Source organism: uncultured Amnibacterium sp. (genome assembly GCF_964250715.1).
Lineage (GTDB): Bacteria > Actinomycetota > Actinomycetes > Actinomycetales > Microbacteriaceae > Amnibacterium.
This window is the reverse complement of the sequence record NZ_CAXUGX010000012.1, coordinates 36,855-61,924: the sequence shown is the minus strand read 5'-3', so window position 1 is coordinate 61,924 and position 25,070 is coordinate 36,855. Positions and strand designations below refer to the sequence as shown.

General features: G+C 66.0%; 19 protein-coding genes and 1 pseudogene. 6 read left to right on the top strand and 14 right to left on the bottom strand.

Translation table 11 applies throughout. The features are described from left to right. The first annotated feature begins 137 nt into the window (after positions 1–137). The 3 genes from ACFE7H_RS11960 to ACFE7H_RS11950 are packed head-to-tail and all read left to right on the top strand — an operon-like array spanning position 138 to position 3,489. Positions 138–1,085, top strand: coding sequence for a carbohydrate ABC transporter permease (locus ACFE7H_RS11960; RefSeq protein WP_375401462.1), 948 nt, complete (start codon positions 138–140; stop codon positions 1,083–1,085). Beyond that, a complete protein-coding gene (locus tag ACFE7H_RS11955) occupies positions 1,082–1,975 on the top strand; it encodes a carbohydrate ABC transporter permease (protein ID WP_375401461.1) in 894 nt (297 codons plus the stop codon). The genes ACFE7H_RS11960 and ACFE7H_RS11955 overlap by 4 nt, the downstream gene beginning before the upstream one ends. A 35-nt stretch (positions 1,976–2,010) precedes the next feature. Further along, a complete protein-coding gene (locus ACFE7H_RS11950) occupies positions 2,011–3,489 on the top strand; it encodes a mannitol dehydrogenase family protein (RefSeq protein WP_375401492.1) in 1,479 nt (492 codons plus the stop codon). A gap of 24 nt (positions 3,490–3,513) precedes the next feature. On the opposite strand, the gene ACFE7H_RS11945 is transcribed toward ACFE7H_RS11950, so the two are convergent. From ACFE7H_RS11945 to ACFE7H_RS11920, 6 genes are all read right to left on the bottom strand, one after another. Then, on the bottom strand, positions 3,514–4,461 hold the full coding sequence (locus ACFE7H_RS11945) for an ROK family protein (RefSeq protein ID WP_375401460.1): 948 nt from the start codon (positions 4,459–4,461) through the stop codon (positions 3,514–3,516). Beyond that, a complete protein-coding gene (locus ACFE7H_RS11940) occupies positions 4,458–5,321 on the bottom strand; it encodes a ribokinase (RefSeq protein WP_375401459.1) in 864 nt (287 codons plus the stop codon). Before ACFE7H_RS11940 ends, ACFE7H_RS11945 begins: the two co-directional genes overlap by 4 nt. 34 nt (positions 5,322–5,355) lie before the next feature. Next, the gene (locus ACFE7H_RS11935) at positions 5,356–6,465 is read right to left on the bottom strand and encodes an acyltransferase family protein (RefSeq protein WP_375401458.1); all 1,110 of its coding nucleotides are present in this window, start codon (positions 6,463–6,465) and stop codon (positions 5,356–5,358) included. Positions 6,466–6,514: 49 nt separating this feature from the next. Further along, on the bottom strand, positions 6,515–7,759 hold the full coding sequence (locus tag ACFE7H_RS11930) for an acyltransferase family protein (RefSeq protein ID WP_375401457.1): 1,245 nt from the start codon (positions 7,757–7,759) through the stop codon (positions 6,515–6,517). A gap of 30 nt (positions 7,760–7,789) precedes the next feature. Further along, complete coding sequence (locus ACFE7H_RS11925) at positions 7,790–7,984, bottom strand: hypothetical protein (RefSeq protein WP_375401456.1); 195 nt, start codon at positions 7,982–7,984, stop codon at positions 7,790–7,792. A gap of 161 nt (positions 7,985–8,145) precedes the next feature. Beyond that, entirely contained in the window at positions 8,146–9,705 is a 1,560-nt protein-coding gene (locus ACFE7H_RS11920) for a sugar transferase (protein ID WP_375401455.1), read from the bottom strand. Positions 9,706–9,973: 268 nt separating this feature from the next. Between ACFE7H_RS11920 and ACFE7H_RS11915 the strand changes: the two genes are divergently transcribed. Continuing rightward, positions 9,974–11,062: a glycosyltransferase family 4 protein gene (locus ACFE7H_RS11915; protein WP_375401491.1), complete on the top strand. Its 1,089-nt coding sequence runs from the start codon at positions 9,974–9,976 to the stop codon at positions 11,060–11,062. A 107-nt stretch (positions 11,063–11,169) separates the two neighbouring features. Here ACFE7H_RS11915 and ACFE7H_RS11910 read toward each other — a convergent pair. From ACFE7H_RS11910 to ACFE7H_RS11890, 5 genes and pseudogenes are all read right to left on the bottom strand, one after another. Then, positions 11,170–11,366 (bottom strand): annotated as a pseudogene (locus ACFE7H_RS11910) (hypothetical protein); the annotation flags it as partial. 535 nt (positions 11,367–11,901) lie between these two features. Further along, positions 11,902–12,708, bottom strand: a complete 807-nt coding sequence (locus ACFE7H_RS11905; RefSeq protein ID WP_375401454.1) for an acyltransferase family protein — start codon at positions 12,706–12,708, stop codon at positions 11,902–11,904. Beyond that, complete coding sequence (locus tag ACFE7H_RS11900; RefSeq protein ID WP_375401453.1) at positions 12,675–12,992, bottom strand: acyltransferase family protein; 318 nt, start codon at positions 12,990–12,992, stop codon at positions 12,675–12,677. Before ACFE7H_RS11900 ends, ACFE7H_RS11905 begins: the two co-directional genes overlap by 34 nt. A gap of 170 nt (positions 12,993–13,162) precedes the next feature. Then, entirely contained in the window at positions 13,163–14,062 is a 900-nt protein-coding gene (locus ACFE7H_RS11895) for a lipopolysaccharide biosynthesis protein (RefSeq protein WP_375401452.1), read from the bottom strand. Between the two features lie 354 nt (positions 14,063–14,416). Beyond that, the gene (locus ACFE7H_RS11890; RefSeq protein ID WP_375401451.1) at positions 14,417–15,508 is read right to left on the bottom strand and encodes a hypothetical protein; all 1,092 of its coding nucleotides are present in this window, start codon (positions 15,506–15,508) and stop codon (positions 14,417–14,419) included. A gap of 970 nt (positions 15,509–16,478) precedes the next feature. Here ACFE7H_RS11890 and ACFE7H_RS11885 point away from each other — a divergent pair. Together ACFE7H_RS11885 and ACFE7H_RS11880 are read left to right on the top strand one after the other, a co-directional pair. After that, a complete protein-coding gene (locus ACFE7H_RS11885) occupies positions 16,479–17,249 on the top strand; it encodes a glycosyltransferase (protein WP_375401450.1) in 771 nt (256 codons plus the stop codon). Positions 17,250–17,474: 225 nt separating this feature from the next. Continuing rightward, positions 17,475–20,051: an FAD-dependent oxidoreductase gene (locus ACFE7H_RS11880; RefSeq protein WP_375401449.1), complete on the top strand. Its 2,577-nt coding sequence runs from the start codon at positions 17,475–17,477 to the stop codon at positions 20,049–20,051. Between the two features lie 68 nt (positions 20,052–20,119). Here the strand turns inward: ACFE7H_RS11880 and ACFE7H_RS11875 are convergent, their stop codons facing one another. The 3 genes from ACFE7H_RS11875 to ACFE7H_RS11865 form a co-directional block, all read right to left on the bottom strand. Then, positions 20,120–21,211 carry a glycosyltransferase gene (locus ACFE7H_RS11875; protein ID WP_375401448.1) on the bottom strand — a complete coding sequence of 364 codons (1,092 nt, stop codon included), beginning with the start codon at positions 21,209–21,211 and terminating at the stop codon, positions 20,120–20,122. Continuing rightward, on the bottom strand, positions 21,208–22,629 hold the full coding sequence (locus tag ACFE7H_RS11870; protein ID WP_375401447.1) for a hypothetical protein: 1,422 nt from the start codon (positions 22,627–22,629) through the stop codon (positions 21,208–21,210). The genes ACFE7H_RS11875 and ACFE7H_RS11870 overlap by 4 nt, the downstream gene beginning before the upstream one ends. Positions 22,630–22,834: 205 nt before the next feature. Continuing rightward, the gene (locus ACFE7H_RS11865) at positions 22,835–24,973 is read right to left on the bottom strand and encodes a family 16 glycosylhydrolase (RefSeq protein WP_375401446.1); all 2,139 of its coding nucleotides are present in this window, start codon (positions 24,971–24,973) and stop codon (positions 22,835–22,837) included. Positions 24,974–25,070: the final 97 nt, after the last annotated feature.

Sequence of the window (25,070 nt, the reverse complement as noted above, 5' to 3'; positions counted from 1 at the left end):
GTGGGACGCCTTCTCGGCGCCCCACCAGAGTCGTGCCACCACTCCCCCGCGCTCAACGCGCAAATCCACCCGCGACGCCGCGCGTGACGGCGCCGCAGCACTGACCGAGCCCACCACCGAGTGAGAAAGGCTCCGCTGTGACCGCTGTCGCCACCGCCCGGCCCCGTACCGCGCCACCCCCGAAGCAATCCGGCACGACCGAGCGCTCGCGCCGCGAGATCTGGAGCCGCCGGCTGCCGCTCCTGCCGGCGCTCGTGTTCACGGTGATCGTGACCCAGCTGCCGTTCGTGATCACGATCATCGTGTCGTTCATCGACTGGAACTCGCTGAATCCGTCCGAGACGCATTTCGGGTTCCTGGACAACTACATCAACGTCTTCAGCGACGACGACCTGCGCTCCTCGATCTTCGTCACGATCCTGATGACCACGGTCGTCGTGGTCGTCAGCACCGTTCTCGGTCTGGTCATCGCGCTGCTGCTCGACCGCAACTTCATCGGACGCGGCATCGTGCGCACGATCATGATCGCGCCGTTCCTGATCGTGCCCGTCGCCGCAGCACTCGTCTGGAAGCACGCGCTCTTCAACCCGGAGTACGGCCTGTTCAACGGTCTGCTGACGACCGTCTTCGGGCCGAACGCTCCGCAGCCGGACTGGATCTCAAACACGCCGCTGATCGCGGTGGAGGTCTCGCTGATCTGGCAGTGGACGCCCTTCATGATGCTGATCCTGCTGGCCGGACTGCAGAGCCGGCCGCTCGACGTGATCGAGGCCGCGAAGGTCGACGGGGCCAGCGCCGTCCAGGTGTTCCGCTACATGACGCTGCCCCACATGCGTCAGTACATCGAGCTGGCCGTCACCCTGGGCGCCATCTACATCGTGCAGAACTTCGACGCGGTGTTCACCATCACCTCCGGCGGACTGGGCACGGCGAACCTGCCGTACACGATCTACCAGGAGTTCTTCGTCGCCCATGACTACGGCGGCGCGTCCGCAGCCGGCGTCGTGGTCGTGATCGGCACGATCTTCATCGCGACCTTCGCGCTCCGCACCGTGTCGGGCCTGCTCAAGGAGGAGTCGGTATGACCGCCGCCGCACCCACATCCATCACCAACGTCGCCCCGGTCGTCCGCGCCGTCTACCGGCGCCGCCCGGTCAGTCGGGCGGGCGTGCTGTTCGGGGTGATCGCCTGGATCATCGGGCTGGTCTTCGTGGCGCCGGTGCTCTGGATGGTGCTCACCTCGTTGCACACCGAGCAGGTCGCCGCCACGAACCCGCCGTCCTTCTTCGCGCCGCTCACGCTCAGCTCGTACGGCAACTTCTTCGGCGCGTCGAGCGGCGCCAGCCCGTTGCCGCCGCTGATCAACTCGGCACTCGCCAGCATCATCTCCACGCTGGTCGTGCTGCTGCTGGCGACGCCCGCGGCGTACGCGCTGTCCATCCGGCGCGTCGAGAAGTGGTCCGACGCGATGTTCTTCTTCCTGTCGACCAAGATGCTGCCGGTCGTCGCGGGCCTGCTGCCGATCTACCTGATCGCCAGGCAGATCGGCGCGCTCGACTCGGTCTCGCTGCTCGTCGTGCTCTACACCTCGGCCAACCTGCCGATCGCCATCTGGATGATGCGGTCGTTCCTGGCGGAGATCCCCGTCGAGTTGCTGGAGGCGTCCAGCCTGGACGGCGCCAGCCTGTTCCGCACCTTCCGCTCGGTGCTGATCCCCCTCTCGACGCCGGGGCTCGCGGCCACCAGCCTGATCTGCTTCATCTTCAGCTGGAACGAACTGCTGTTCGCCCGCGTGCTCACCAGTACCGCGGCGACAACCGCTCCGGTGTTCCTGACCGGATTCGTCACCAGCCAGGGCTTGTTCCTGTCGCAGGTCTGCGCCGCGTCGGTGGCGGTCTCGCTGCCGGTGCTGATCGCGGGTTTCGCGGCCCAGGACAAGCTGGTGCAGGGCCTCTCGCTCGGCGCGCTCAAGTGAGTACCCCGACGGCAGGCGCGGCCGACGGCACTCGGCTGGCACCCGCGCCACTCCGGAACGACACCCTGCCGGTCATCGCGGCCGGCGGCCACGTCGCCGTCCCCGAGTACGACCGCACGGGTCTGGTCGCCGGCATCGTGCACTTCGGTGTCGGCGGGTTCCACCGGGCCCACCAGGCGATGGTCGTCGACCGGCTGCTGGCACGCGGCGAGGCGCGGGATTTCGCGATCTGCGGAGTCGGCGTGCTGGAACAGGACCGCCGCATGAAGGACGTGATGGCGGCCCAGAACGGGCTGTACACGCTCGTGCTGAAGCATCCGGACGGCAGCCGCGAGGCGCGGGTGATCGGCAGCATCGTCGACTACCTGCTCGCCCCCGACGACCCCGACGCGGTCGTGGAGCGCATGTCGCGGCCGGAGGTGCGCATCGTCTCGCTGACGGTCACCGAGGGCGGCTACAACTTCGACCAGGTCACCGGCGAATTCATCGCAGACGACTCAGGGGTGCAGCACGACCTCGCCTCTCCCGACGCGCCCGCGACCACCTTCGGGCTCGTGGTCGCGGCACTGAAGCGCCGGCGCGAACGCGGCCTCGACCCCTTCACGGTCATGTCGTGCGACAACATCCAGGGCAACGGGCACATCGCCCGCACCATGTTCACCGCCTTCGCCCGGCTCGGCGATCCGGCGTTCGCCGACTGGATGGACGAGCACGTGCACTTCCCCAACTCCATGGTGGACCGGATCACTCCGGTCACCACCGACGACGACCGGGCCGAGGTCGTGGACCGCTTCGGTATCGACGACGCCTGGCCGGTGGTCGCGGAGCCGTTCTTCCAGTGGGTGCTGGAGGACGACTTCGGACTCGGCAGGCCCGCGTACGACGACGGCGGCGTGCAGATCGTCGATGACGTGGAGCCGTACGAGCTGATGAAGCTGCGGCTCCTGAACGTCAGTCACCAGGCGATGTGCTATTTCGGGTACCTCAAAGGACACCGCTACGCGCATGAGGCCGCGTCGGATCCGGACATCGTCGCGCTGCTACGCGGGTACATGGACGGGGAGGCGCGGCCCACGCTGCGGCCGGTGCCGGGGATCGACCTGGACGACTACACCGCGACGCTGCTGGAGCGCTTCGCGAACCCCGAGGTGCGCGACACCATGGCCCGGCTCTGCGCCGGGTCGAGCGACCGCATCCCCAAGTGGCTGCTGCCGGTGATCCGCGAGAACCTCGCCTCCGGCGGCCAGGTGCGGCTGTCGGCCGCGATCTGCGCCAGTTGGGCCAGGTACGACGAGGGGATCGACGAACAGGGCGAACCGATCCAGGTCGTGGACCGGTTGGCCGCTGAGTTGACGGCGCTCGCCCGCACGCAGCGCGAGGACCGCACGGCCTTCATCGGCAACCGCGTGCTGTTCGGCGACGTGATCGACGATGCCCGCTTCCGCGAGCCGTACGTGCAGACGCTCGACTCCCTCATCGACCGGGGCTCGGCCGCCACGCTCGCCGCGCTCTGAGCGGCCCGTGCTGGGCGGGCCGGATCAGTCGGCGAGCAGATCCGGGCGCAGCACCAGGGCGGCGGCGCCGGCCAGCGGGCCGGTGCCGCTGAGGCCGCTCGGCTCCACCCGCACGGCGGCGGCGTACTCGAGCACCGCGGCGTCCCGCACGCCGGCTCGGACGAGGTCCAGGTAGTCGGGCGTGACGTTCACGAAGCCGCCCGCGACGACGGCGACCTGCAGGTCGAGCAGCGTCGAGACGATCGCGATGGCCTCGCCGACGGCCGCTGCCGAGCGCCGGACCGCGGCCGTGGCGACGGCGTCGCCGGTGGCGACATCACGCGCCAGGTCCTCACCGGTCGCGCCGTGCCAGCCGCGAGCGACGGCCCAGGCGACCGATGCAGGGCCAGAGGCGATCGCCTCCACGGTGCCGTCGCCCATCCCATTCCCGGTGCCGTCCCCCTCCGCATCGATGCGCGGACCGCGCAGCCGAACCTGACCGAGGTGACCGGCATTGCCCGTGGCGCCGGCCAGCAGGCGGCCACCGGACACGATGCCGCCGCCGACGCCGGTGGAGACCACCATGGACAGGGAGTGCCGACTGCCCCGCGCCGCGCCGAACAGCTGCTCCGCCAGCGCGATGCAGGTGCCGTCCAGCCGTACGGTGACGGGCAGCCCGGGCACGTGACGGGACACCGCGTCGCCGATCGGATACTGCACGAGCCCACGCATGTTCACCGGCGACACCGCCTGCGTCTGCAGGTTCATCGGCCCGGCGGCGCCGACGCCGGCACCGATCAGCCGGTCGTCGCCGAGATGCCGCAGGGCACCTCCGATCGCCTCGTCGATGCCGGCGGTGACGTCGTCGGGCGTGGCTCGCCGTCCTGTCGGCCGCTGCGTGCGCGACTGCGCGACGACCGTCCCGTCCTCACCGACCAGCGCCGCCTCGACTTTCGTGCCGCCGAGGTCGACGGCCAGCGCGAGGCGCGTCACCGCGCTTCCACCGATGGATGGTCTGTCATCGAGTCGCCCGTCTCCGGCTCGGGTTGTGCACCCGGCCACTCGACCGACAGCGCGGCGACGCGCGACGCGACCGCCATCGCGGCAGCCGGTTCGTCACCGGCGGCGAGCCGCGCCGCCAGGGCACCGCAGTAGGTGTCGCCAGCGCCCGTGGTGTCGACGACCAGGGCCGCCCGCTCCGCCGCCTGATGCAGGCCGCCCCAGTCCGATCCAGCGCCGCCCCGGGTCACGAGCAGATGCTCCGGGGCAGCACCGGATGCGGCCAGCTCGCCGGCCTCGCTCTCGTTGGCGACCACGGGGTCGGCGGTCGCCAGCACCACCGGATCGACCGGAGCGTACGGCGCGACGTTCACCACCACGCGCGCACCATGCGCAGCCCCAACCCGCACGGCGTCGGCGACGGTGGTCAGCGGTACCTCCAGCTGCAGCAGCAGCACATCCCCCCGGGCCAGTCCCTCCAGCGCCGTCAATTCCTGCGCTCCGACCCGCCCGTTGGCTCCGGGCGACACCACGATCGTGTTCTCGCCGTCGGCCGCCACCGCGATCGCGGCATGCCCGGTGGGCGCGTCCGCGTCGAGCGCCACATCGGTCACGTCCACACCGAACGCCGCAAGCCGCTCGCGGTAGTCGCGCCCAGAGGAGTCGTCACCGACCCGGCCGACCATCCGCACCCGAGCCCCGGCCCGCGCTGCGGCGATCGCCTGATTGGCCCCTTTGCCACCGAACCGGGTCTGCAGCGGACCGCCGAGCACGGTCTCCCCCGGCTTCGGATGCCGCTCGACGGCGACGATGTCATCGACGTTCATCGACCCAAGAACCCAGACCGTCGCCACCACATCATCGTGGCAGGGTTGTGGTCGCCGCCGCTCAGTGCCCCGGACGACCCGGAGACGTGACCACCGGCGACGTGGTCTCCTTCGGCTTACCTGGCCCTCGAAGAAGCCGTTCGAGCGGGCGCTCGACGAAGTGGAACGTGGCAGCCGCGATCGCAATGCAGAGGGCAAGGACCGGCACGAGCAGCACGACCTTCAAGTTCTGATCCGGGACGACCGCGTCGAACGCCCGGAGCACGATCTGATGGGTCATGAACAGAGCGAAAGACCATTCGCCGAGCCGCACCCAAGCACGCCCGGCCAGCCGTGACGAGCCGCGCAGGTCGCTTCCGCACGCCGCGACGATCAGTAGGGCGAAGGGCACCACGGTCACCGCAGCGAACGCGAACGGCTCGGGAAAGCCCGGGACGAAGTCGATCCCGACAGCCAGCGCAGCAACGAGCGCAGCTGGCGCAAACCCGAGCGGCGACCGCCAACCCGCTCGAACGAGGAGCGCGAGCGCCACACCGATCACGAACTCGGGCAGACGGGACGGCGGGAAGATATAGATGAGGCCCGGCCTCGGAGCGACGACCGGGATGAGGACAGTGGTTGCAACCATGATCGCGACCAGGCTCCATAGACCTCGGTTACGAAGCCTCCTGAGCAGCGGCAGCAACAGCGGAAAGCACGCGTAGAACAGGGCCTCGACCGAGAGCGACCACGACACCCCATTCGCTGCGTAGGCCACCGAACTCGTCGGGATCCAAGCCTGCAGCAGCACCAGGCTCAGCCCGTCGCCCACGGCAGATCCGAATCCTCCGTTGATCGATGCGTAGACCGCAAGCGCGACAGCCCAGGTGATCAAGTGGGTGGGGTAGATCCGGGCAAATCGGCGGCGGTAGAAGTGCAGAGGCGTGTCATTGGTCAAAGGGGCCCAGGTCAGGATGAATCCACTCAGCAGGTAGAAGAACGAGACACCGACCTCACCGCGCTGCAGAACATCGGTGGCACCCGGCCAGATAGCCTGCAGGTGCACCACAACGACGAGCGCGGCGGCAAAGAAGCGCAGGGAGGTCAGGGACGGAAGCCGACCACGCGGAATGTCGTGGTCACGCACCAGTGTGACGTCATGGTCAGGAAGCTGATCGTTCGGCGGGCTCACGTGCCGACGCGGCCGGCGCCGGCCCCGCCCGCACTGAAGCCGACGAGGCTCATGTTGAGCTCTTTGTGCGACGCGCGCCGAGTCCGCCCTGCGGTGGAGGTGACTCGGGTGGTAACTCGGCAGGATCGACCTCTCCTGGAGTCAGCGTCTCGATTTGGTGCGTCGGCGATGACGATGGCCGCGGCGCATCGGACGACGCTCGTACTCGTGCAGGAAACAGTCGCTCTCGAACACGCAACGACGGCCACTCGATCAGCCTCGTAATGACGATCGCGAACACGGTGAGCGCGACATACCCGAGCAACATCTGCACGGCCCGGTCGGGGACGAATCGGCTCAGGGCGTTCTCAGTGGCGGTCCCAACCGCCAGGTGCCAGAGATATATCCCGTAGGAAAAGACGCCCAGCACGGCGACCGGACGCAGGATTTTGTGGGAGCGGTTAACCCACGACGCACGATGCAGCAGCAGCATGAAGGCTGCGGAGGCCAGGTAGGACACGGAGAACCCGGCCGTGACACCAAGCGGCGAGGTAACGGGCACCAGAATCAGCCACACCACTCCAGCCGCCGTGACGAGCAGCCATACCGGCTTCAGCCCGACGAGCCGGTCCCACAGCATTGGGTTGTACACCGAGAGGACCGCCAGAAGGACGCCACAGCACAGTGCATCGATCCGGTACTGCGTCTGCAACCACAGCGCGATCGGATCCACTCCACTCAGGTAACCGATGACTCGAAGGACCGGCGAGGCGGCCATGACGCAGAGCAACAAGACGGTGAACCGGCGGGCGGTCCACCCGCGCACCATCAGAAGCGGAAGCACGAGCGCCGCTGCGAGGTAAAAGTGCTCCTCGACCGCGAGTGACCAGAGGTGAGGGTGAGCGTGACTGAGGTAGTTCTGTAGATGAAACAGATTCTGAAACAGAAACTGCTGCCACGGATCGTCGCCGAACATTGCTTCCACGAAAAGGAAGAGATAAAACATCGGCCACAGCTTGAAGATGCGTCGGGTCAAGAACCGCCGCGCCTCGAACCGCCCGGTCCGCGCGTACTCCCGGAAGATGATGCGCCCGACAAGGAAGCCGCTGAGAACGAAGAAGAGGTCCACACCGACCCAACCGAATTGCCGAGCAGGGAAGAAGAGCTGGTCGAGGAGCGGGACCCCCTTCGTAGGCCCACCGAGATGCCACCCGATCGCGAGCAGGATCGCAATGCCGCGAACGACGTCGAGGTCGAATTCCCTGCCACCCAAAGGAGAGCGCGCGAGATCCAGGAGCTTTCTCGTACGTGGCACCGGCAGCAGGTTTCTCTTCGAGCCGGGTCGCTACGCGACGTTTCCGACGGGCACAGTGCGGGCGTGGTCCGTGCCGATGCGCATCTCGGACTTCGACAGCGGCTCTATCGCTTCCATCGCCAAGCGGAATCGGCGGTTGGCCCGGATCACGGAGATGAAGCCGACGACGGCGGAGACGGCGCCGACCGCAAGCCAAATCACGACCGGCAGAATCGTCGCGAGCATGTGTACCTCTTCCAGAGGGGGGCCAGGGGAAAGCACACCGTCGAGCTGTCCCCCATTGTAGGGACGTGCCGCCGTCGCCGCATGAACGGAGCGTTACGGCTCCCACTGCAGAGCACCGCGCGGGGCCAGCGGGATTCGTTCGTATCCGAGCGCACAACCGACTAGACGGCGCCCTCGCTCGCGAGGACCGCCCGGACCGTCCGCCATAGGATTCCGAGATCGGCGCTGAAAGACCAATTCTCGACGTAGTACAGGTCGAGGCGCACGCTCTCCTCCCAGCTCAGGTTGGAGCGTCCACTGACCTGCCAGAGGCCGGTCATACCCGGCCGCACGTACAGCCGCCGTGCCGCGGCGCGGTCGTAGAGCCGTACTTCGCGCGCAACCTGCGGCCGTGGTCCGACGAGGCTCATGTCACCGCGAAGCACGTTCAGCAGCTGCGGGATCTCGTCGATCGAGTAGCGCCGGATGAACCGGCCGATCGGGGTGATCCGCGGATCGTTCTCGATCTTGAACAGGGGCCGGTCCTCGCTACCCTGCGCCTGAAGCAGCAACTGCAGCATCGCGTCCGCATTCGGCACCATTGAGCGAAACTTGAGCATCCGGAACGTCTGGCCTTGCCGACCAATGCGCTCGTGGGAGAAGAGGATGCCGCCCTTCGAGGTGGTGGCGATGGTCACGGCGACGGGAATCAGGAGAGGCGAGAGGCACAGCAGCAGAAGTAGCGAACCGACGATGTCAAACACGCGCTTGGCGTACCGGTCCACGCTCTCATACCGGGGCATCTCCACGTGAACCAGCGGGAACCCCGCGACCGGCCGGGTATGGATGCGTGGACCGGCGACATCGGTGAGTGACGGGGCCATGATCAGGTGCTGGCGCCCGGGCTCGAGGCTCCAGCTGAGCGCGCGCATCTCGGCGGGGGCGAGACCGTGCCCCTCTGCAATGAGGACGGTATCGGCGCCGGAGCGCTCGACGGCGTCACGAACGTCGTCGACCCGCCCGACGATCGGGACGGGCGTGCCGGTGAGCGTGTCCCACGACGAGACATCGCTGACGCAGGCGCCGACGATCCAGTATCCGGCGGACGGCTGCGCGAGCAGATCACGCGCAAGGGGCGCCGTAGTCGCTGTGGAGCCGACAATCAAGACCCGCTGCGAGTAGGCCCCGAATTGCCGACGCACTGTGAGCCAGGTGCGCCAGAGCCAGCGGGAGACCAGCAGCGCCGACAGCCCCGAGATCGTGGCCAGGAGCAGATACCACCGGGACAGATCGGTACGCAGGCAGTACGCGACGAACACCATGACCAGGAAGACCATCGCCGCCGAGCGGACCACCGCCTTGAACTCGCCGGTTCCGGTCCCGAGAATGCGGTACCGCCTGGAGCCGGTGACAGCGAGCAGGGCAAGCCACATCACTATCATCAGCGCTGCGATCACGAGATATGGAATCGCGAAGTGAGTCTGCTGGATCGAGAAATTGACCGCGGCGCCGCTCAGGCGGAAGAGAATGAAGGTCGAGCCCAGCACCGCCCAGATCAGCGCGACGACGTCCGTCGAGATGAGCCGAATCGCATAGGAGTGCTGCCAGGGCGGGGCTCCGGCAGGAGCGCGTCGTGCCGTGTGCAGGACAGCTCCCCGTGCCGTAGTCACGTCGTGTCTCCTCAAGTTCATGGGGGCGAACGAAGGTACGACGACGAAGGTGCCGCCGATCACCCTCCGCATCGGACGCGGGCGCTTGGGCGACGCGATGTCCGAAGGAGCGTTGGGGCCGGCCCACGTGGTGTGTTTCGGTCCTGCTCGACCTCGAGCACGTGGTCGAGTCTGTCATCCGCGGGTGCATCGCGGTAGCGGCCGCCGCTGATTCGCGGGCGAGCCCGCGACCGGAGGCTCGCCGAGCTCACTCCTACACTGGAGGCCGCTCGTCCGCCTGCTCACTCCCCCGCGCCAGCGATCGACGACCAGCACCTGAAGCGAGGCTCCCGTGCGGATCATGCACCTGCTGAAGCACTCCCGCCGCGGCAACGGCAGCGTGCACGTCGCGGTCGATCTGGCCTGTGCCCAAGCCGACGCCGGCCACGAGGTGTTCCTGGCGAGCGGGGGCGGGTCCTACGACGACCTGCTCGCAGCGCACGGCGTCCGGGTCGTGCGGCTGCCCGAGGCGACCGGCGTCCGACAGGCGCTGGGGAGCGCCCGCGCGCTGCTGAGCGCTTCCCGCCGAATCCGACCGGACATCATGCATGCGCACATGATGTCGTCGGCGGTGATCGCGTATCCGGTGTCGAAGGCCGTCCGGGCCGCGCTCGTGACCACGATGCACAACTCGTTCGATCGCCACTCGGTGTTCATGCGCCTCGGCAAGGTGGTGATTGCCGTCAGCGACGCCGAGCGACGGCTCCTGCTCTCGCGCGGCTACCCCGCGACGCAGGTCGTGACGGTGCTCAACGGCACCGCCGGCTCCGCCCGCGAGCAGCTTCCGTTGGACGACATCGGCGAGCTCAGGCGACCGGGCATCATCACCCTGTCGGGCCTGCACAAGCGCAAGGCGGTCGGCGACGTGATCACCGCGTTCGCCGACTTGCACCCGACGCTCCCCGAGTGGCATCTGAACATCGTCGGCGGCGGCCCGGACCGGGCGGAGCTGGAGTCCCGGGTCGACGGTCTCGGCCTCCGCGACTCGGTCCACTTCATGGGCTCCACGCTGACCCCGCGCCCCCTGCTCGACGCGGCCGAGATCTTCGCCACCGCTTCCTTGGCCGATCCCTGCCCGCTCGGAGTGATGGAGGCGCGGGTGGCGGGATGCGCCGTCGTCGGCACCGCCGTGGGCGGTATCCCCGAGATCCTGGAGCACGGTGCGGCGGGCCAGCTCGTGCCGTCGAGCGATCCCGTTGCGATGGCGGCCGCGCTGCGGACCCTGATGTCGGATCCGGAGACGCTCGCCGCCTGGCGCGCGAAGGCGCTGGCAGGATCGGACTACTTCAGCATCCGTCGCGTAGCAGGGGACCACGAGCGCGTCTACCGGTCGGTGCTCCGTACTTCCCGGCGCCGCGCGTCGGGAGGAACAACTTCGTCCGCCGCGTGAAGCCCGAGAAGGTTCACGCTCCACCTCACCAACGCCGGAGGTCGATCGGCCCGTGGGGACTTCGCTCTTCCCCGAGTCCCTATGACATGGGACCATAAGAACTGAATCTAACCACCATCGCCGTTGTCGGGCTTGTTGCGTTTTTGAGGACGTAACCCAGATCTGAAGCCGCTGGTTTCAAGTAGGGTCGGGCAATTTGATTCGGTGAGGTTGCGGTAGTGCCACGACGGTGCTCCACACGCGGTCTAATCGCTTCGGTCGGAACGTTGGAGGTGGTCGGACGGTCGAAGTAGGCCCGGGCGTCCATGTTCGTCGAGGTGAGTTTCAGCCGAGGTGTCATAGCTCCGTCAGCGCGAACACACTCTCAGCGTTTCGGGTGTCGCCAGACGTCCTCATCGATCCGGAGAATCTTCAGCCCATCAAAGCGGCGGGGTCCTCGATCAGCCTGCGACGGCTTCTCACCACGACAGTAGTGTTCAAAGTCGCTCACGACACCGCGAGGGCTTCAGCAACACGGATTCCGTGAGGTGGGCGACAACGACCGAGTTGCGCCGCATGAGACCCCGCGCCAACTGCTCGCCACCGGCGCGGCGCCGCCTGCGACCCCGCCCAGCGACTCCAGCAGCGAGCAGTAACGGACAACCAGGTGGTCAACACACCGCAAAGGAGTGAATATTCACACGACGCTAGGGAATCGACATTCGGCCGACGTTGACACCAGCCACACGATCTGACCGGCCGAGTAGGCCACTGCGCGCCAGCCTCACCAGCGACCCGCAAGACCGCCCCGCGACGAGACACCTCAACACGGCAGCCATATGAATTGCCCCAGGACTGATCTAGCCAGCCGTGTCCAAGTCAGTGCGCGAGCCTCCATCTAAGCGGGTCAGCGCGAGGTGCCCAGTCCTCCTACGCCAAGCCCTACGAATCGGTTCCTCGACAAAAAGAGTAGAAATCACCGCCATGACAATACTAAACGCCACCGCAGGCAGAGCACGCAGCCCTGAACGCATCGTTCCCAGCAGCCAAAGGCTTGGCCAGTGCCACAAATAAAGCGCATAAGAAATTCGACCCACAAAACGCAACGGCGGCAGCTCGAACACAAGAGATCCGGGAAGTATGGCGATGAGGAGAGAACCCGTAGCGAAAGCCGCAGCTATCGGTAGGACCGTGTTCCAGTGAGGTGTAACAGGGCCAAGGAGGATTGCTATAGTTACCACGACGCAGGCCACAAGTAGTGTTACGAGGCGAAGAGCCATAGATCGGATAGAAATCTGAAACATAGCAATCGCGCAACCGATTAGCAGTGCGTAGGCATTGGAAAGCACGAACGCATATGAGAAGTCCTCATTAACCTTGAGAAGCATAATCCTCAAGAGCAGCGACGCCCCGATCAAGGTTATCAGGATCACGGCTACAGTTCGGCGGCGAGGGACAAGCAGCCCCGCCAGCATAAAGGGCCATACGAGGTAAAACTGCTCCTCCACTGAGAGCGACCAGGTGTGGCTAAACAACAGGTAGTTATGTGCCACGTGGAAGAAGTCCTCTAAATAAAACGTCGCAGAGGCGACCCACTCAAAAAGGGGACCTGCAGCACCCCGACCATCTCGAATCAAGTACCATGAGCTAAATACCAGCTCAGCCATAACGAGGGCCGGCGCAAGCCTTGCAAGCCGATCTGTAAAAAACGCATGAAGGCCCACGTACCATTCCGACGGGCTCGCGCAATCAAGTTAGTAATCAAGAAGCCAGAGAGAACGAAAAACATCGTTACACCAACACCGCCGGCAGGAAGCTTCGCTGGAATGATACCGGCGTGGTTCGCGACCACAAGGATCACCGCAACCCCGCGGAGCCCATCGAGCGCGCGCCAATGTGGTCGCTCTGCTCCGAGCTGGGAGTCGGTCAACAACTGGTCAGGACCTGCCATGAATCGAGTCTATTCCTCGCGATGTTTCGTGCGCGTCAAATCACAGGGAGGTTACCTCCTCTCGTCAACTCACTATCCGTGTAGGCCCGTGTGACCGAAGCGGTCACTACGGGAACTACAAGATCTGGACTCAAAACATCATAGGTGAGTTGCGGCAATCACCGTGTCCCTCAAACGGGTAGAAATCGCATCCGTTTGTAAGCCGTATTCGCAAGAAGGAGGGCAACCACCTGGGCAATGGTGACCGCAACTTCGCTTGCCGCAAATCCGGCCGACAGACCGTCAGCACCATAAGAAAGACCCAAGACGATCATCAGAACAACACCCACTGCCGCACCGATTATGGTGCTTAAGAAAACGCTCTTCGTCATACCTAACGGAACAAGCACATGCCTGCCCGTCGACGTGTTGACGGATACCGCGAGAAAAGCGACACCATAAAAGATGCACGTCAGCGAGGGGGCCATGAGGTCAGGACCAAATAGTAGTTCGGTAAAGAAGGGTCCACCAAAAGCTAACACGGCGCCGCCAACGATTCCTAACACAGAATGAACGAGAAGCGCAGAGTTCATTCTCCAAGACAGAAGGCGTGTCTTACTAAGGCTATTGCTCTCTGCCACCCATCCTTGGAAGGCATTACCAAAAGCCTGTACACCAAAGAGGCTCACTCGGTAAATCTTGTCGGCGGCGCTGAATAAGGCGACGGACTTGGTCGAAACGACAACCGATGCAATTGTCACCGGACTGATACTATAAGATCCGGCAATGATTACGGTCAGTGTGTCCCGACCATTCTGCCGAATAGACTTCAGTATGGCCCACATATTGGGTACTCGGCTAGAAGCAAGATTACCTACTTTGACCGAATACAGAGCTATACCGAGCAGGGATCCGGCGCATACAATAATCGGGTAGAGATATATCTTACCGGTAAGAACAACTGTGGGAATGCAGGCAGCAGTAGCGACGATTCGCGGAAACACCTCATATTTCGCGATAAGCCCCGGGCGACCAAGACCGATCGAATACCAAGTTGGGGACATTGAGCCAAGTGCGACCGTGAGCGCCATGGAAGCCCCTGCAAGCAACTGACTGGGGGGGCACAGAGCTACTGCTGCGACGACTGCGGCAGGAACGGTAATAACGCCGACAATACTACGGCTGTAAAAACTCTGAGCGTATACTTCGGGGCGGAATTGAGGTTGCTGGGATGCGACCTTAGCTGGCCCGGTCAGTGTCCACCCCAGCGTGCCAACGATTGAAGCGAGGCCACCAATAGACTGACCGATGGCAATAGCTGCCCACCCACTAACTCCACCGACCCGGGCAATGATGGGTAGCAGAACTAGCGGCGCAAGGAGCGAAATTACTGGAAGAACTACAAATCCGGCAAGCCTTCGAAGAAACATTTCGGCTCCCTGCTGTCATGATCTCGATGATAAATGACCGTCAATGAAGCATCTTTTCACGTCTTTCCGGAATGTATCTCGCTCGGCCTCAACAATTACCTTGTAGCTGGCCTGGCCAAGTACGGCAGAGTCCAAGTTATTAAGAGTTGCGCGAACAACCTTCACGGCATTCTCGACATATGATCCGGATGTGGCGACCTTTTGCTCCCACGGTAGAGGCGTATCGCCATCAAAGGCCCCGGTGCCGCGACGCCCCACAATCGTGACTGCGCCGCACAGGACCGCCTCCCGGGGCATGCGATCCTTACCGGGGTGGTATCCCAGGTCCAAATATATTGCTGAGGTAAGAAGGGTTTCGACAACCTCATCCCGCGTCATCTTCTCTAAAGGTCGAAAGACGACGTCAGGCATGTACTTCATTACGACCGCAGTGACCCTTGCGGCCTTCTTGGGATTGTACGCCACAATGTCACCTCGAGCTGAGGCCGGAGCTACTATTCGGTCGGCGAAATTTGGTAAAGTCGTGTAATCAGTTAGTAATGTGGCGGTGATATCGAATTTGCTATATAGGTACGAAAGCGCATACTCGGACTGTGCAAGATGTTCGACGTCTCTAAGCAAACGATAGTCGCCTCGCAGGCGTCGCTTAACCTGTCGGACTAGCGCGCGCACCTGTCCCACTAAGGGACGTTGAGCACGAGTACCGTCTGCGGCCCAGACGTTGTACCTAGACCGCTCATCTTTAACTAGAGGTGAATTGTCAATGCTGAGCCACCAGCAGAAGCGATCTGCAGAAACGAACCTTCGAAGCAGGTGGATCGACATCTCCGAAGCAATTATCGCATTACCGGTATCGTCTGACGGCCAGGCAACTTCTGGCGCATTGTATTTTTCATAGGCCGCGGCGCGGGCGTTCTGGGCTGTACCCGGCCTAGGAAAGAGGTATGCCTGTTGCCCCATCTCCCTGAGCGTGTGAACAAGCTGGTGCAATGCCTCCGGGCCGCCGGTTTGGTCCCCCCTTGGATACATCACATATATTTTTTTGTAATTGCCGTGTTGGCGAGAGGCGGTCGTCGGAAGTTCATCGGGACTTACTTCAGGTGGCACGGACAAATCCTTACACTATCCGCGGGGCGGAGCAGGCCGACCCCGCGGACACACGTGACTCGCTGAACGTGCGCCCATCCGGCCGAGCTTGTTGAGGCAGCAGCCGTACTCTCTCACACGCGTGTTGCGCTCATGGGCGTGACCTCAACGCCGCCAGCTCGCTTGAACTGGTTGCGGTTGATACGGGTAGCGCTGGTTGCGATGAACCGGTCACGCCTGTGGCTAGCTGTGCTCCCTCGTCGGCTACGGCGTGGTAGCTCGTGTGCGGATCCAAGATGATCGGCGCTGAACCCAACGTGCGTGGGCCACGCTAGAGCACGACGACGGTGTGCCTGCATGTGCAGCATCGCCTGCTCGAACGGCAGCAGGTCGGTGAGCGGCTTCTCGGAGTGCACGGCGTACCGATTGTTCTGAGACGATTCAGGAGCACAAAATCGGGTTCGAGTGTTCTATGGACAGAGCGCTCCCCCGTGATCCTCTCAGTGGGTTCGCGAAGTGAAACGACTAGCCCCGCGGCGGCGTGCGCGCCGTGGCGGACTATCTGCGGGGGCGTCCCAGCAGACGCAACATTTGAAGGCGAAGTCCGCAACGCCCCGCCACTCTGTCGGTCCTCGGACGAGTCGCCCATAGGCTCAGTGCGCCGACACCTCGGCCGATGAGGATGGATCCCGTGCCAGTCCTGATGATTACGCCGACGCTGTCCGGAAACTCGCTCGGTCGTACCTACTGCCTGTATCTGCTCTGCCAAGCGCTGGGTTGGGCGAGTGAAACGTGGTCTTCCTCGGGTGACTCGATCTGGGGACCGCTCGCGTCGGAGCCGTTCGCGGCCACCTGCCACCGGGCCGCCGGACCACGGACCGCGGTGGTCCAGACGCTCGTCGACCGGGCCCGAGACGTCGACCTGATCATCGCCGTCAAGCCGCTACCGGAGTCGCTGGGGCTGGCCGCCGAGGTCAGCCGGGCGACCGGCATGCCGCTGCTCGCCGACATCGACGACCCCGACCTCGAGGCGCTTCGCGCCGATGGCAGGCCGATCCTTCAGTTGGCCAAGCGGGTGCTGCGGCCTCGGGTCATGGCACGAGCAGCCTCGATGCGAGACCTCGCCCTCAGCTCAGCACGGATCGTCAGCAACCCGGAACTCCAGCGCCGCTACGGCGGCACCGTCATACCGCACGTCCGACCGATCGCCGCCGCGTCCGCTACTCGCGGATCCCGCGCGGGCGTCGAGGTCGTCTTCGTTGGCAGTATCCAGCCGCACAAAGGTATCGGCGTGCTGCGCGGAGCACTCGGGCGGCTCGCGGACGAAGGGTTCCGTCTCACCATCACCGCTGATCCGCCCGAGGATGCGCACCCGTGGGAGGACTGGATCGGACGCACTTCGATGGAGGAGGGGATCCGGCTCGCAGCGAACGCAGACATCGTGGTGATCCCCAGCCTGAACACGACGTGGGCGCGGGGCCAGCTGCCCGTCAAGCTGGTCGACGCGATGCTCAGCGGCACCGCCTCGATCGTCTCGGATGTGCCGCCGCTCCCCTGGGCAATTGGCCCGGACGGAATCGTCGTTCCGGCCGGTCGGGTCGACGCGCTCGCCGACGCACTTCGCTCGCTCGGCGACGAGAAAGTCAGGGTGTCCTACGGCCGGTTACTCCGCGACTACGGGGAGCGGCTTTACACGATCGACGCGAATACCGCTGCGTTCGCGGCGGCGTGCGAATTGGCACGGCCGGCTGCCGCCAGGTGATTCGGGCCGGCTGCGGCCGCTCCTCGCAGGTACCCGGCATCCATGCCAGGGAACGAGACGTCCTCCGCCGATAGCGTGAAGCATGCTCTGCATCGATAGATCCGACCTGAGCAAGCCACTTCAAGCGGTCCGTTGGGGCCCGACGGCGGGAGTGACATGCCGGTAATGAATCTGCGCGACGCAGCCGATCTCGATGCAGCAAGTTCACCCGTCAGCGAGTGCGACGTGTGCATCGTCGGCACCGGACCGGCCGGCGCGACGCTGGCCGCCGAGCTGTCGGGCAGCGGCCTGCGCGTCACCCTGCTCGAGAGTGGCGACGTCGACCGACGCCACGAGAACGACGGCCTGAACGAGGTGGAGAATGTCGGGCGCCCGCGTCAGCCCGACCAGTGGGAGGTGCGCAACCGGATCCTGGGGGGCAGTTCCCACACCTGGGGCGGCCGATGTGCGCCGTTCGACGACATCGACTTCGACCGCCGCCCGTGGGTGCCGCTCTCCGGCTGGCCGGTCGGGCCGGACGACCTCGCTCCATATCTCGATCGGGCGGCGCCGCATCTGGGGCTGGCCATGGGGACCGGATTCACCGACGACCGCTTCTGGCGGATCGCGGGCCGGACACCGCCCCCGAGTCAGCCCGACCCGACACAGGTGCTGCCGTTCTTCTGGCAGTACAGCCGTGACGACGCGGAGTCCTATCCGTACGAGTACATACGGTTCGGTCGCAACCTTGTCGCACGACTCGGCCCGAACGTCACCCTCGTCACGGGCGCGACCGTCGTCGAAATCGAGACCAACGGCGACGCCCGGGTCGTCCGAGGCGTCATTGTCGCCGCACCGAACGGACGCCGCACGACAGTGGCTGCCCGGACGGTCGTGCTGTGTGCCGGTGGGATCGAGAACGCCAGGATACTGCTGCTGTCCGACTCCGTCGCGCCGAACGGACTCGGCAACGACCGCGGGCTGGTCGGTCGACACCTGATGGATCATCCCCGTGGTTCGATCGGATCCTTCGATATCAACGGCTCGGCGGCCGTGCAGCAGCGTCTGGGGCGCTTCACCGCCCGCGGCCACCTGTTCCGCGCTGGCTACCGCCTGAGTCCCGAGCTGCAGCGGTCCGAGGAACTGTTGAACTGCAGCGCCTGGTTGGGTGAGGTCATAGCGCCCGACGATCCCTGGAGCGCGCTGCGGAGCGTCGTGCGCGGAGGTCCCGACCGTGTCCGCGGCGTCGGTGCCCTGATGCGAAACGCACCGCTGCTGGCCCGTGGTGTCAAGCAGCATTTCGTGGAGCGGAACGGCGTGCCGCGCAAGCTGCAGGCGCTGACCCTGGACTGCATGGTCGAGCAGCGGCCCGACCCCGACAGCCGAGTGACGCTGTCGAAGCGCCGTGACCAGTTCGGCGTGCGGATCCCGCGCATCGACTGGCGGAAGCACCCGGAGGAGTCGCGCACCATGCGGCGCATGGCAACGGCGCTCGAGGCCGGCTTGACCGGTCTGGGCCTGCCCGCACCGACGCTTCCCGACTGGATCCGCGACGGGGCCGAGATGCCCACATCGTTCACGGACGTCGCACACCCCACCGGCACGACTCGGATGTCCGACGATCCCGCCACCGGTGTGGTCGACCGGCACGGCGCCGTGCATGGTGTCGCGGGTCTCTACGTTGCCGGCAGCTCGGTCTTCCCGACGAGCGGCCACAGCAACCCCACGCAGATGATCGTCGCGATGGCGGTCCGGCTGGCGGATCGGCTGCGGGAGCAGGCGGCCGATCGCCGGCCGCTCACCGTCCAGCAGGAGCAGGAGCAGGAGCATCGGACCGTCCTGCTGACGGGCGCGACCGGACGTATCGGTGGGGTCGTGCTGACCGAGTTGCTCGATCGGGGCTATCGGGTGCGGGCCACCACGTCCCGCGAGCTGCCGCAGGGCCGGGCCGGCGTCGAGTGGCGCGCGTTCGACCTGCTCACGGCAACCGAGCATGAGTTCGACGAGTTGGTGGCGGGCTGTGACGCCGTCCTGCACCTCGCCGCCGAGATCGGCCGGATGGAGGTCATGCCACGGGTGAACACCGACGCCACCCGACTGCTGGCCGAGGCCGCGGAACGGGCCGGGGTGGCGGCGTTCTGCTACACGAGCAGCGTGTCGGTGTACGGCAGTGGCCGCACCCGGACGATGGCGGAAGACGCGCCGGTGCTCACCGCAGACCATGACGAACGGTCCGAGTACTGGGCGCTCGATTACGTGCGGGCCTACGGGAGGACGAAACTCGCCGGCGAACTGGCCATCCACGCCCAGGCGCGATCGACCAGGTACGTGATCCTGCGGCCGGCTGTCGTGGTCGACGTAGCCCAGATCGTCGCGATCCGCGACTGGAACCCGATCAAGCGGGTGCTCGCCGCGCACCGGCATGCCCATCACGTCTACGTCCGTGACGTGGCCGACGTGCTGATCTGGGGCATGGAGCGCGGGCTGGCGGGCATCGGTGATCCCGGCGCCGTCGAGACCTTCAACGTCGCCGAGGACGAGTTCCCCGAGCCCACCCACGCAGAGTTCCTGCGCCGCGCGTTCGCTGCGAGCGGGGACCCCCGGTTCCGGGTGCCCCGCGTCCCCGGGATCGCGGATTGGGCCCACGACTTCATCCGCTTCCGTTCCCTACCACTGCGCAACCCGCTCTGGCGGATGCGGTTTCCGAGCGACCGGCTGCATGCGGCGGGCTACCGGCTGCGCTTCGGCATGGCGCACGCCAACGGGCTCGCCCTCCGCGACATCAGCGCATCGACGCAGGGCAGCGACTCCGGCAGACACTGACCGTACTTAACGGGCCGGCGCGCCCCGAGACCGAGATCACGACTCGGCCGATGTGGGGAATGCCTCGGTCAGTGGGTGGAGCGGTCGACCAGTGCCTGGGTCCACTTGCGTCGACGGTTGAAGGTGGTCTGGTCGTACCGACGGTGGATGACGCGCCGGGCGAGCGGCACGGGGACGATCAGGACCACGACGCACCAGGCCATGATCAGGATCCGCTGGCGCATCGGCTCGTGGCCCACGCCGAACGGCACGAGCAGGGCGTTGCGCAGCATACGGAAGCGGCTGTCCCCGGGCAGCCGTGAGTCACCCGGACGCAGGCGGGCGGACGCGATCCGCAGCTGCAGCAGACTGCGGCTGCGGAACAGCGCGGACCGCTCCGGATCCTCGACCCGACCGAGCAACCGGAGCCCGTAGGCGTGCCGCAGCCTGGCGCGCTCGACGCGTCCGGTGAAGAGGGCGTCGTTCCGCAGCAGATTGCTGACGTTGTCTCCGTGCACGCGGTAGAGCACGAGTGGTCGGGGAAGTGTGATCACGTCACCGAGCAGCGGCGCCGCTTCGAGGCAGTACGAGTCTGCCGCCGGGCCCGTGGAGCCATCGAGTGGAAAGATCCGGTCCAGAAAGGATCGGGCATACGCGTTTCCCGACCCCGGCGGAGTGGGATAGGACGCCGAGACGGTCGCCCACCGACGGATGAGCTCCGGGCTGGGTGGCACCGCGTAGTCGGGGAACACCGACCCGATGATGCGGCCTTCCGCGTCGATCCGGGCCATCTGCACCTGGTACTTGCTGGCCCCGGGCCGCCAGGCAGCCGCAATCTCACGGGCGATGGCGGGTGTGAGCATATCGTCAGAGTCGAGAAAGATCACCACATCTCCCGTGGACGCCGCAAACCCGCGATTCGCGGCTACCCGCTGGGTCGAGTTCTCCTGATGGAGCACCGTCACCCGGTCGCGGTACCGCTCGATCACCGCCCTCGAGCCGTCGGTCGACCCGTCGTCCACCACAATCACCTCGACGTCGTCCCAGTCGACGGCGAGGGCGCTCTCGATCGCCTGCGCCACGTACTGCTCGTAGTTGTAATTCGAGACGATCACGCTCAATCGCCGGAAGATGTCTGTGGCGGCGTCGTCGCCCTTCGTGACCGTGCTCCGCTCGATCATCGGAGCACCCTCCGTACCGTGGCGAACGCGGGCCTGACTGCTCCCCCGAGGACGCTTTTGACCCCCGACTGAACCCGGGGAGGTTCGGTGAGTCGGACGCGAGCGAATGAGCTCGCCGCCTCGGCATCCCGCTGTGTGACCGCGTGGCTCAGCACCCCCAGACACAGCCAGGTCAGCCCCGTCGGATCGCCGAGATCTGGCGCCGAGATGATCTTGCTGATGAGCAGCGAGATGAACGCCCACATGACGGGGCTCACCGAGCGGATCGGAGCGGCCTGGACCAACACGACCGCCAAGGCGACGATGAACAGGGCGGTGCCGACGATGCCAGTCGTGCTGAGCAGGGCGGCGAGAAAGGAGGAGGGTCGATTGCTGCCGAGGCCGACGCCGAGACCGAAGGTCTGCAGTACGAGGCCGTAGGAGAAGTTGTCGGCGAACGACCGCTGGTCGTAGGACGTCGAATCCACCTTCTCGCCGAGGGTCGTCGCCAGCGCGTTCGCGAGCGTCGGCAGCGCCAGCACGAGCATCGATCCGGCGACACACATCACGACGATCAAGCCAGGACCGACGCGCAGGCCGCTGAGGAAGAACCGGACGCCGAAGAAGCCGAGCGCGAGCAGGGCCAGCAGCAGACCGGAGATGATCAACGTGGTCGCGGTCGATACCGCCGCGTTCCAGATGGCGCATCCGAGTACTACGACTGCACCCGTCCGGAGCCGGCCGCGGCTGCGGGGCAAATACGCGACCAGGAAGGCGATCGTGGCCAGCGAGACGGTCGCGAGCGCGGCGGGCTCGGGAAAGATACCCCGGAAGCGTTCGGCGCCCCCGGGGGCACTGTCGATGTAGCGGAACGCGGGCGAATTGTCGAAGACCCCCACTGGAAAGGGGACGCCGAAGTCGCGACCGAGCAGCGCCCAGAAGCTGAGCAGCGTCGAAGCGATGAAGACCAGACCGACCGCGTCTATCGCGGTCGCCCGGTCGCGAGCGACCAGGGCGACCGCGGCGACGGCGATCGAGAGGTACGCCAATTGGGCGATGTTCGAGGTCGCCGGCTGTATGGCGCTATTCAAGAAGTGGATCGCCCCGATGTCCGGACCGGTCACAGCCATCCCCTCGAACAGCACCGGAGCGATCAAGGTGATCATCACACTCCAGAGTCCGAACAGCACGAGTGGCTGCAGACCGGCAACAGGCGGGAGCATGTCAGCCAACCGATCGCGGGGCCGCAGCGCGCGGAGCGCGAATGCGACTATCGCGAACAGTGCGACGAAGTCGAATGTCGGCACGGCGATATCGCCCAGCACCAGTGCCGCGCCCGCAGGGGTCGCTCCGGACAGGGCCAGGGCACGGGGCCAGCCGAGTCGGGTTCCGCCACCGAGCACGACGAGTACCAGGGATGTGATGGTCAGCACTGTCATGCGGCGCCCTGGTGCGTCGGGCGTCCGCGGGGCGACGGCAACCAGGTTCTCCGCATGGCGCCGCCCTTCCCGCCGACCAGTGCAGAGAACCCCTCCGCAAGCCTCGCGTGAGCGGTCGCCTGCGACGATCCATGTATAGCGGACGCAGCGGCCGAATGAGCTACGAGACGGACCGCCCGCCTTGACGACGGCGCGACGAGGGACGTCACGAATACACCCGCACCCAATCGACGTACATGTCCGAGACACCACCGGTCGGGCGGAGGTCCACCGGCCAGCCCCCACCGCTCGCCAGGTTCAGCAGAAAGAAATAGGCGTCGTCGGCGTTCGTCGGTCCCGACTCGTGCGTCGCGAGATGGCCGTCGATGAAGAAGTCGGTGCCATCGGGTGTGATGCCGACGCCATAGGTATGCCATTGCAACGACCAGTCGCCGAGCTGCGCGGGCTTGATGCAGCGGACCGTCGACTGCTTACTGGTGTAGCTGTGTACTGAGTGACAGCTGCTCTTGGTGTCCGTGCCATATAGCTCGACCGCGTCCACTTCGCCACTCGGCGCCTTGGAGTCGACCAGCGTGCTGTTCGAGAGCATCCAGAACGCCGGCCAGGTGCCGAGACCCGGAGCGCCCAGCATGCGCGCCTCGAAGTAGCCGTACTGCGCGGACGTCCCGCCGCCGCCGACCGCGGCCGACGAAAGCATGGCGCCGATCTGGGTGCGGTCGTACCCGAACGGGTCCGCGCGACCGTCGGCGGGTGAGAGGCGCATGCGCAGGTAGCCGCCGGGAATGGTGCCGATGTTGCCCGTCTTCCACTCCGGGTTCTCGAACATCGCGCCGCCGAACTCGGCCGGCCCCTTGATGGTGGGCTTGGTAGCGGCATAGGCGCTGGTCGCTCCGCTGCGCGTGATCGAGAGCGGACCCGAGAAGTCGTCACTGTAGAGCAGGGTCCGTCCCGGAACGGGATGCGCCGCCTCAGACGCCGACACGCCACCCAGGTTGACGAACTGCACGGCGAGGGGCCGCTCGATGCTGTCCGCGCGGACGTCCAATGTAATCGGACCCTGGGGTAGCCGGGCGGTGTCGAGAGTGAACCGCGCCAGACCGGTCTTGCTGGCCGTGCCCTGTGCGACCGTCTGTACCGCGCCCTGGTCCGTCGCTCCGGGAAGAGGCACCCACGTCGATACCGCGTAGCCACGGCTCGGCGGGGCGGACACAACCACCTCCGCCCTGCCTCGGACGGCATCGCCGACCGACGGGCACAGCAGCCGTAGCGCGGACGATGCGGTGTTCGGCGCCGTCACCCCGTTGCACGTCGCCGCATCGATCAGTTCGAGATCCGCACCTGCCCTCTTCACCTGCTCCGGCGGGGTGGATCCCGTATCGAACGCCGCGAACTCCTTCAGGCCGACATCCGCCTGCTCCATTTGAAACCGCACCGATTTCACGACCCGCGGCGCGAATCCGATCGTCGTCGGCATGCCGGTATCGCCGCGCACTGCGCCGACCGTCAGTTGCGAACCGTCGGAGAACCGCAGATCGCCCCTCGTCGGCCCGTTGGCGCTCCGGGACGGGCCGTAGAGCTGGACGCTCGTCAGCGTCTGCGGGGTTGGCCAGCGGAGCTCGACCCAGGGTCGGTCGTCTCCCGGGGCGGAGGACCAGCCAGCCCCTAGCGCTCCGGTTGACAGCCGAGCGGCACCGTCTACGAGACCCTTCGCCGACCCGCCGCTCATCGAGGAGGATGCTCGTGGCTGTGCCGATGCTGCGGCATCGCCGCCCGTGGTCACCGGAGCGGAGCCCTGCCGGTCGATCGCCAGTGACGCGAGTCCCACCGTCGCGGCGGAGCCGCGCACCGCGGTGACCGTGATGACGGCCTCTCGGACGGTACGAGCAGGAAAGTGGACGCCCACGTCGCCGGTCGAGTCGGTCGTGAGCATCAGCGTCGATCCGTCGCTGAAGCTCGCCATTGCGCTTTGGATCGTCGATCGCGCAGGTGCACGCCATGCGATCCGATTCACCGTCGTCGGCCTGGACCACGTCATGGTCAATGTCGTGCCGGCCGCCTGTCCGATACTGCTCCAGGCCACGGAGCGATCGCCGCTCGATGTGCCGTTCAACAGCGAGCTCGCACCGGTTCCCCGAGCAGTGGACGACGCGGACAACTGCACCTTGGGCGTCACGAGCAGTGCTGCGAGGCCGACCGCCACGAGCACGACGACAACGAGTACGGCTACCAGCGCCTCCGGCCAGCGCCTACGGCGAGTGGCCTGCGTATCGTCGTCCGAGTCGAGAGCCGCGATCCGCTCGAGAACGGTCAACGGAGCACGCTGCTCATCGCCCTTGCGCGGCACTGAGATCTCCTCACCCGCCCTGCTGCGGGAATCGAATCCTGGACTTCGCCCGTTGCGGGGTAGGACTGCTCGCATTGGACGAGCCCGCCCCGAAGGG

Coding starts and splice junctions, on each gene's coding strand:
- ACFE7H_RS11955 (WP_375401461.1), top strand. CDS start 1,082: ATGACCGCCGCCGCACCCACATCCATCACCAACGTCGCCCCGGTCGTC.
- ACFE7H_RS11925 (WP_375401456.1), bottom strand. CDS start 7,984: ATGCTCGCGACGATTCTGCCGGTCGTGATTTGGCTTGCGGTCGGCGCC.
- ACFE7H_RS11920 (WP_375401455.1), bottom strand. CDS start 9,705: ATGCGGAGGGTGATCGGCGGCACCTTCGTCGTCGTACCTTCGTTCGCC.
- ACFE7H_RS11915 (WP_375401491.1), top strand. CDS start 9,974: ATGCACCTGCTGAAGCACTCCCGCCGCGGCAACGGCAGCGTGCACGTC.
- ACFE7H_RS11905 (WP_375401454.1), bottom strand. CDS start 12,708: ATGGCTGAGCTGGTATTTAGCTCATGGTACTTGATTCGAGATGGTCGG.
- ACFE7H_RS11900 (WP_375401453.1), bottom strand. CDS start 12,992: ATGGCAGGTCCTGACCAGTTGTTGACCGACTCCCAGCTCGGAGCAGAG.
- ACFE7H_RS11895 (WP_375401452.1), bottom strand. CDS start 14,062: ATGGCGCTCACGGTCGCACTTGGCTCAATGTCCCCAACTTGGTATTCG.
- ACFE7H_RS11885 (WP_375401450.1), top strand. CDS start 16,479: ATGCCGCTGCTCGCCGACATCGACGACCCCGACCTCGAGGCGCTTCGC.
- ACFE7H_RS11875 (WP_375401448.1), bottom strand. CDS start 21,211: ATGATCGAGCGGAGCACGGTCACGAAGGGCGACGACGCCGCCACAGAC.
- ACFE7H_RS11870 (WP_375401447.1), bottom strand. CDS start 22,629: ATGACAGTGCTGACCATCACATCCCTGGTACTCGTCGTGCTCGGTGGC.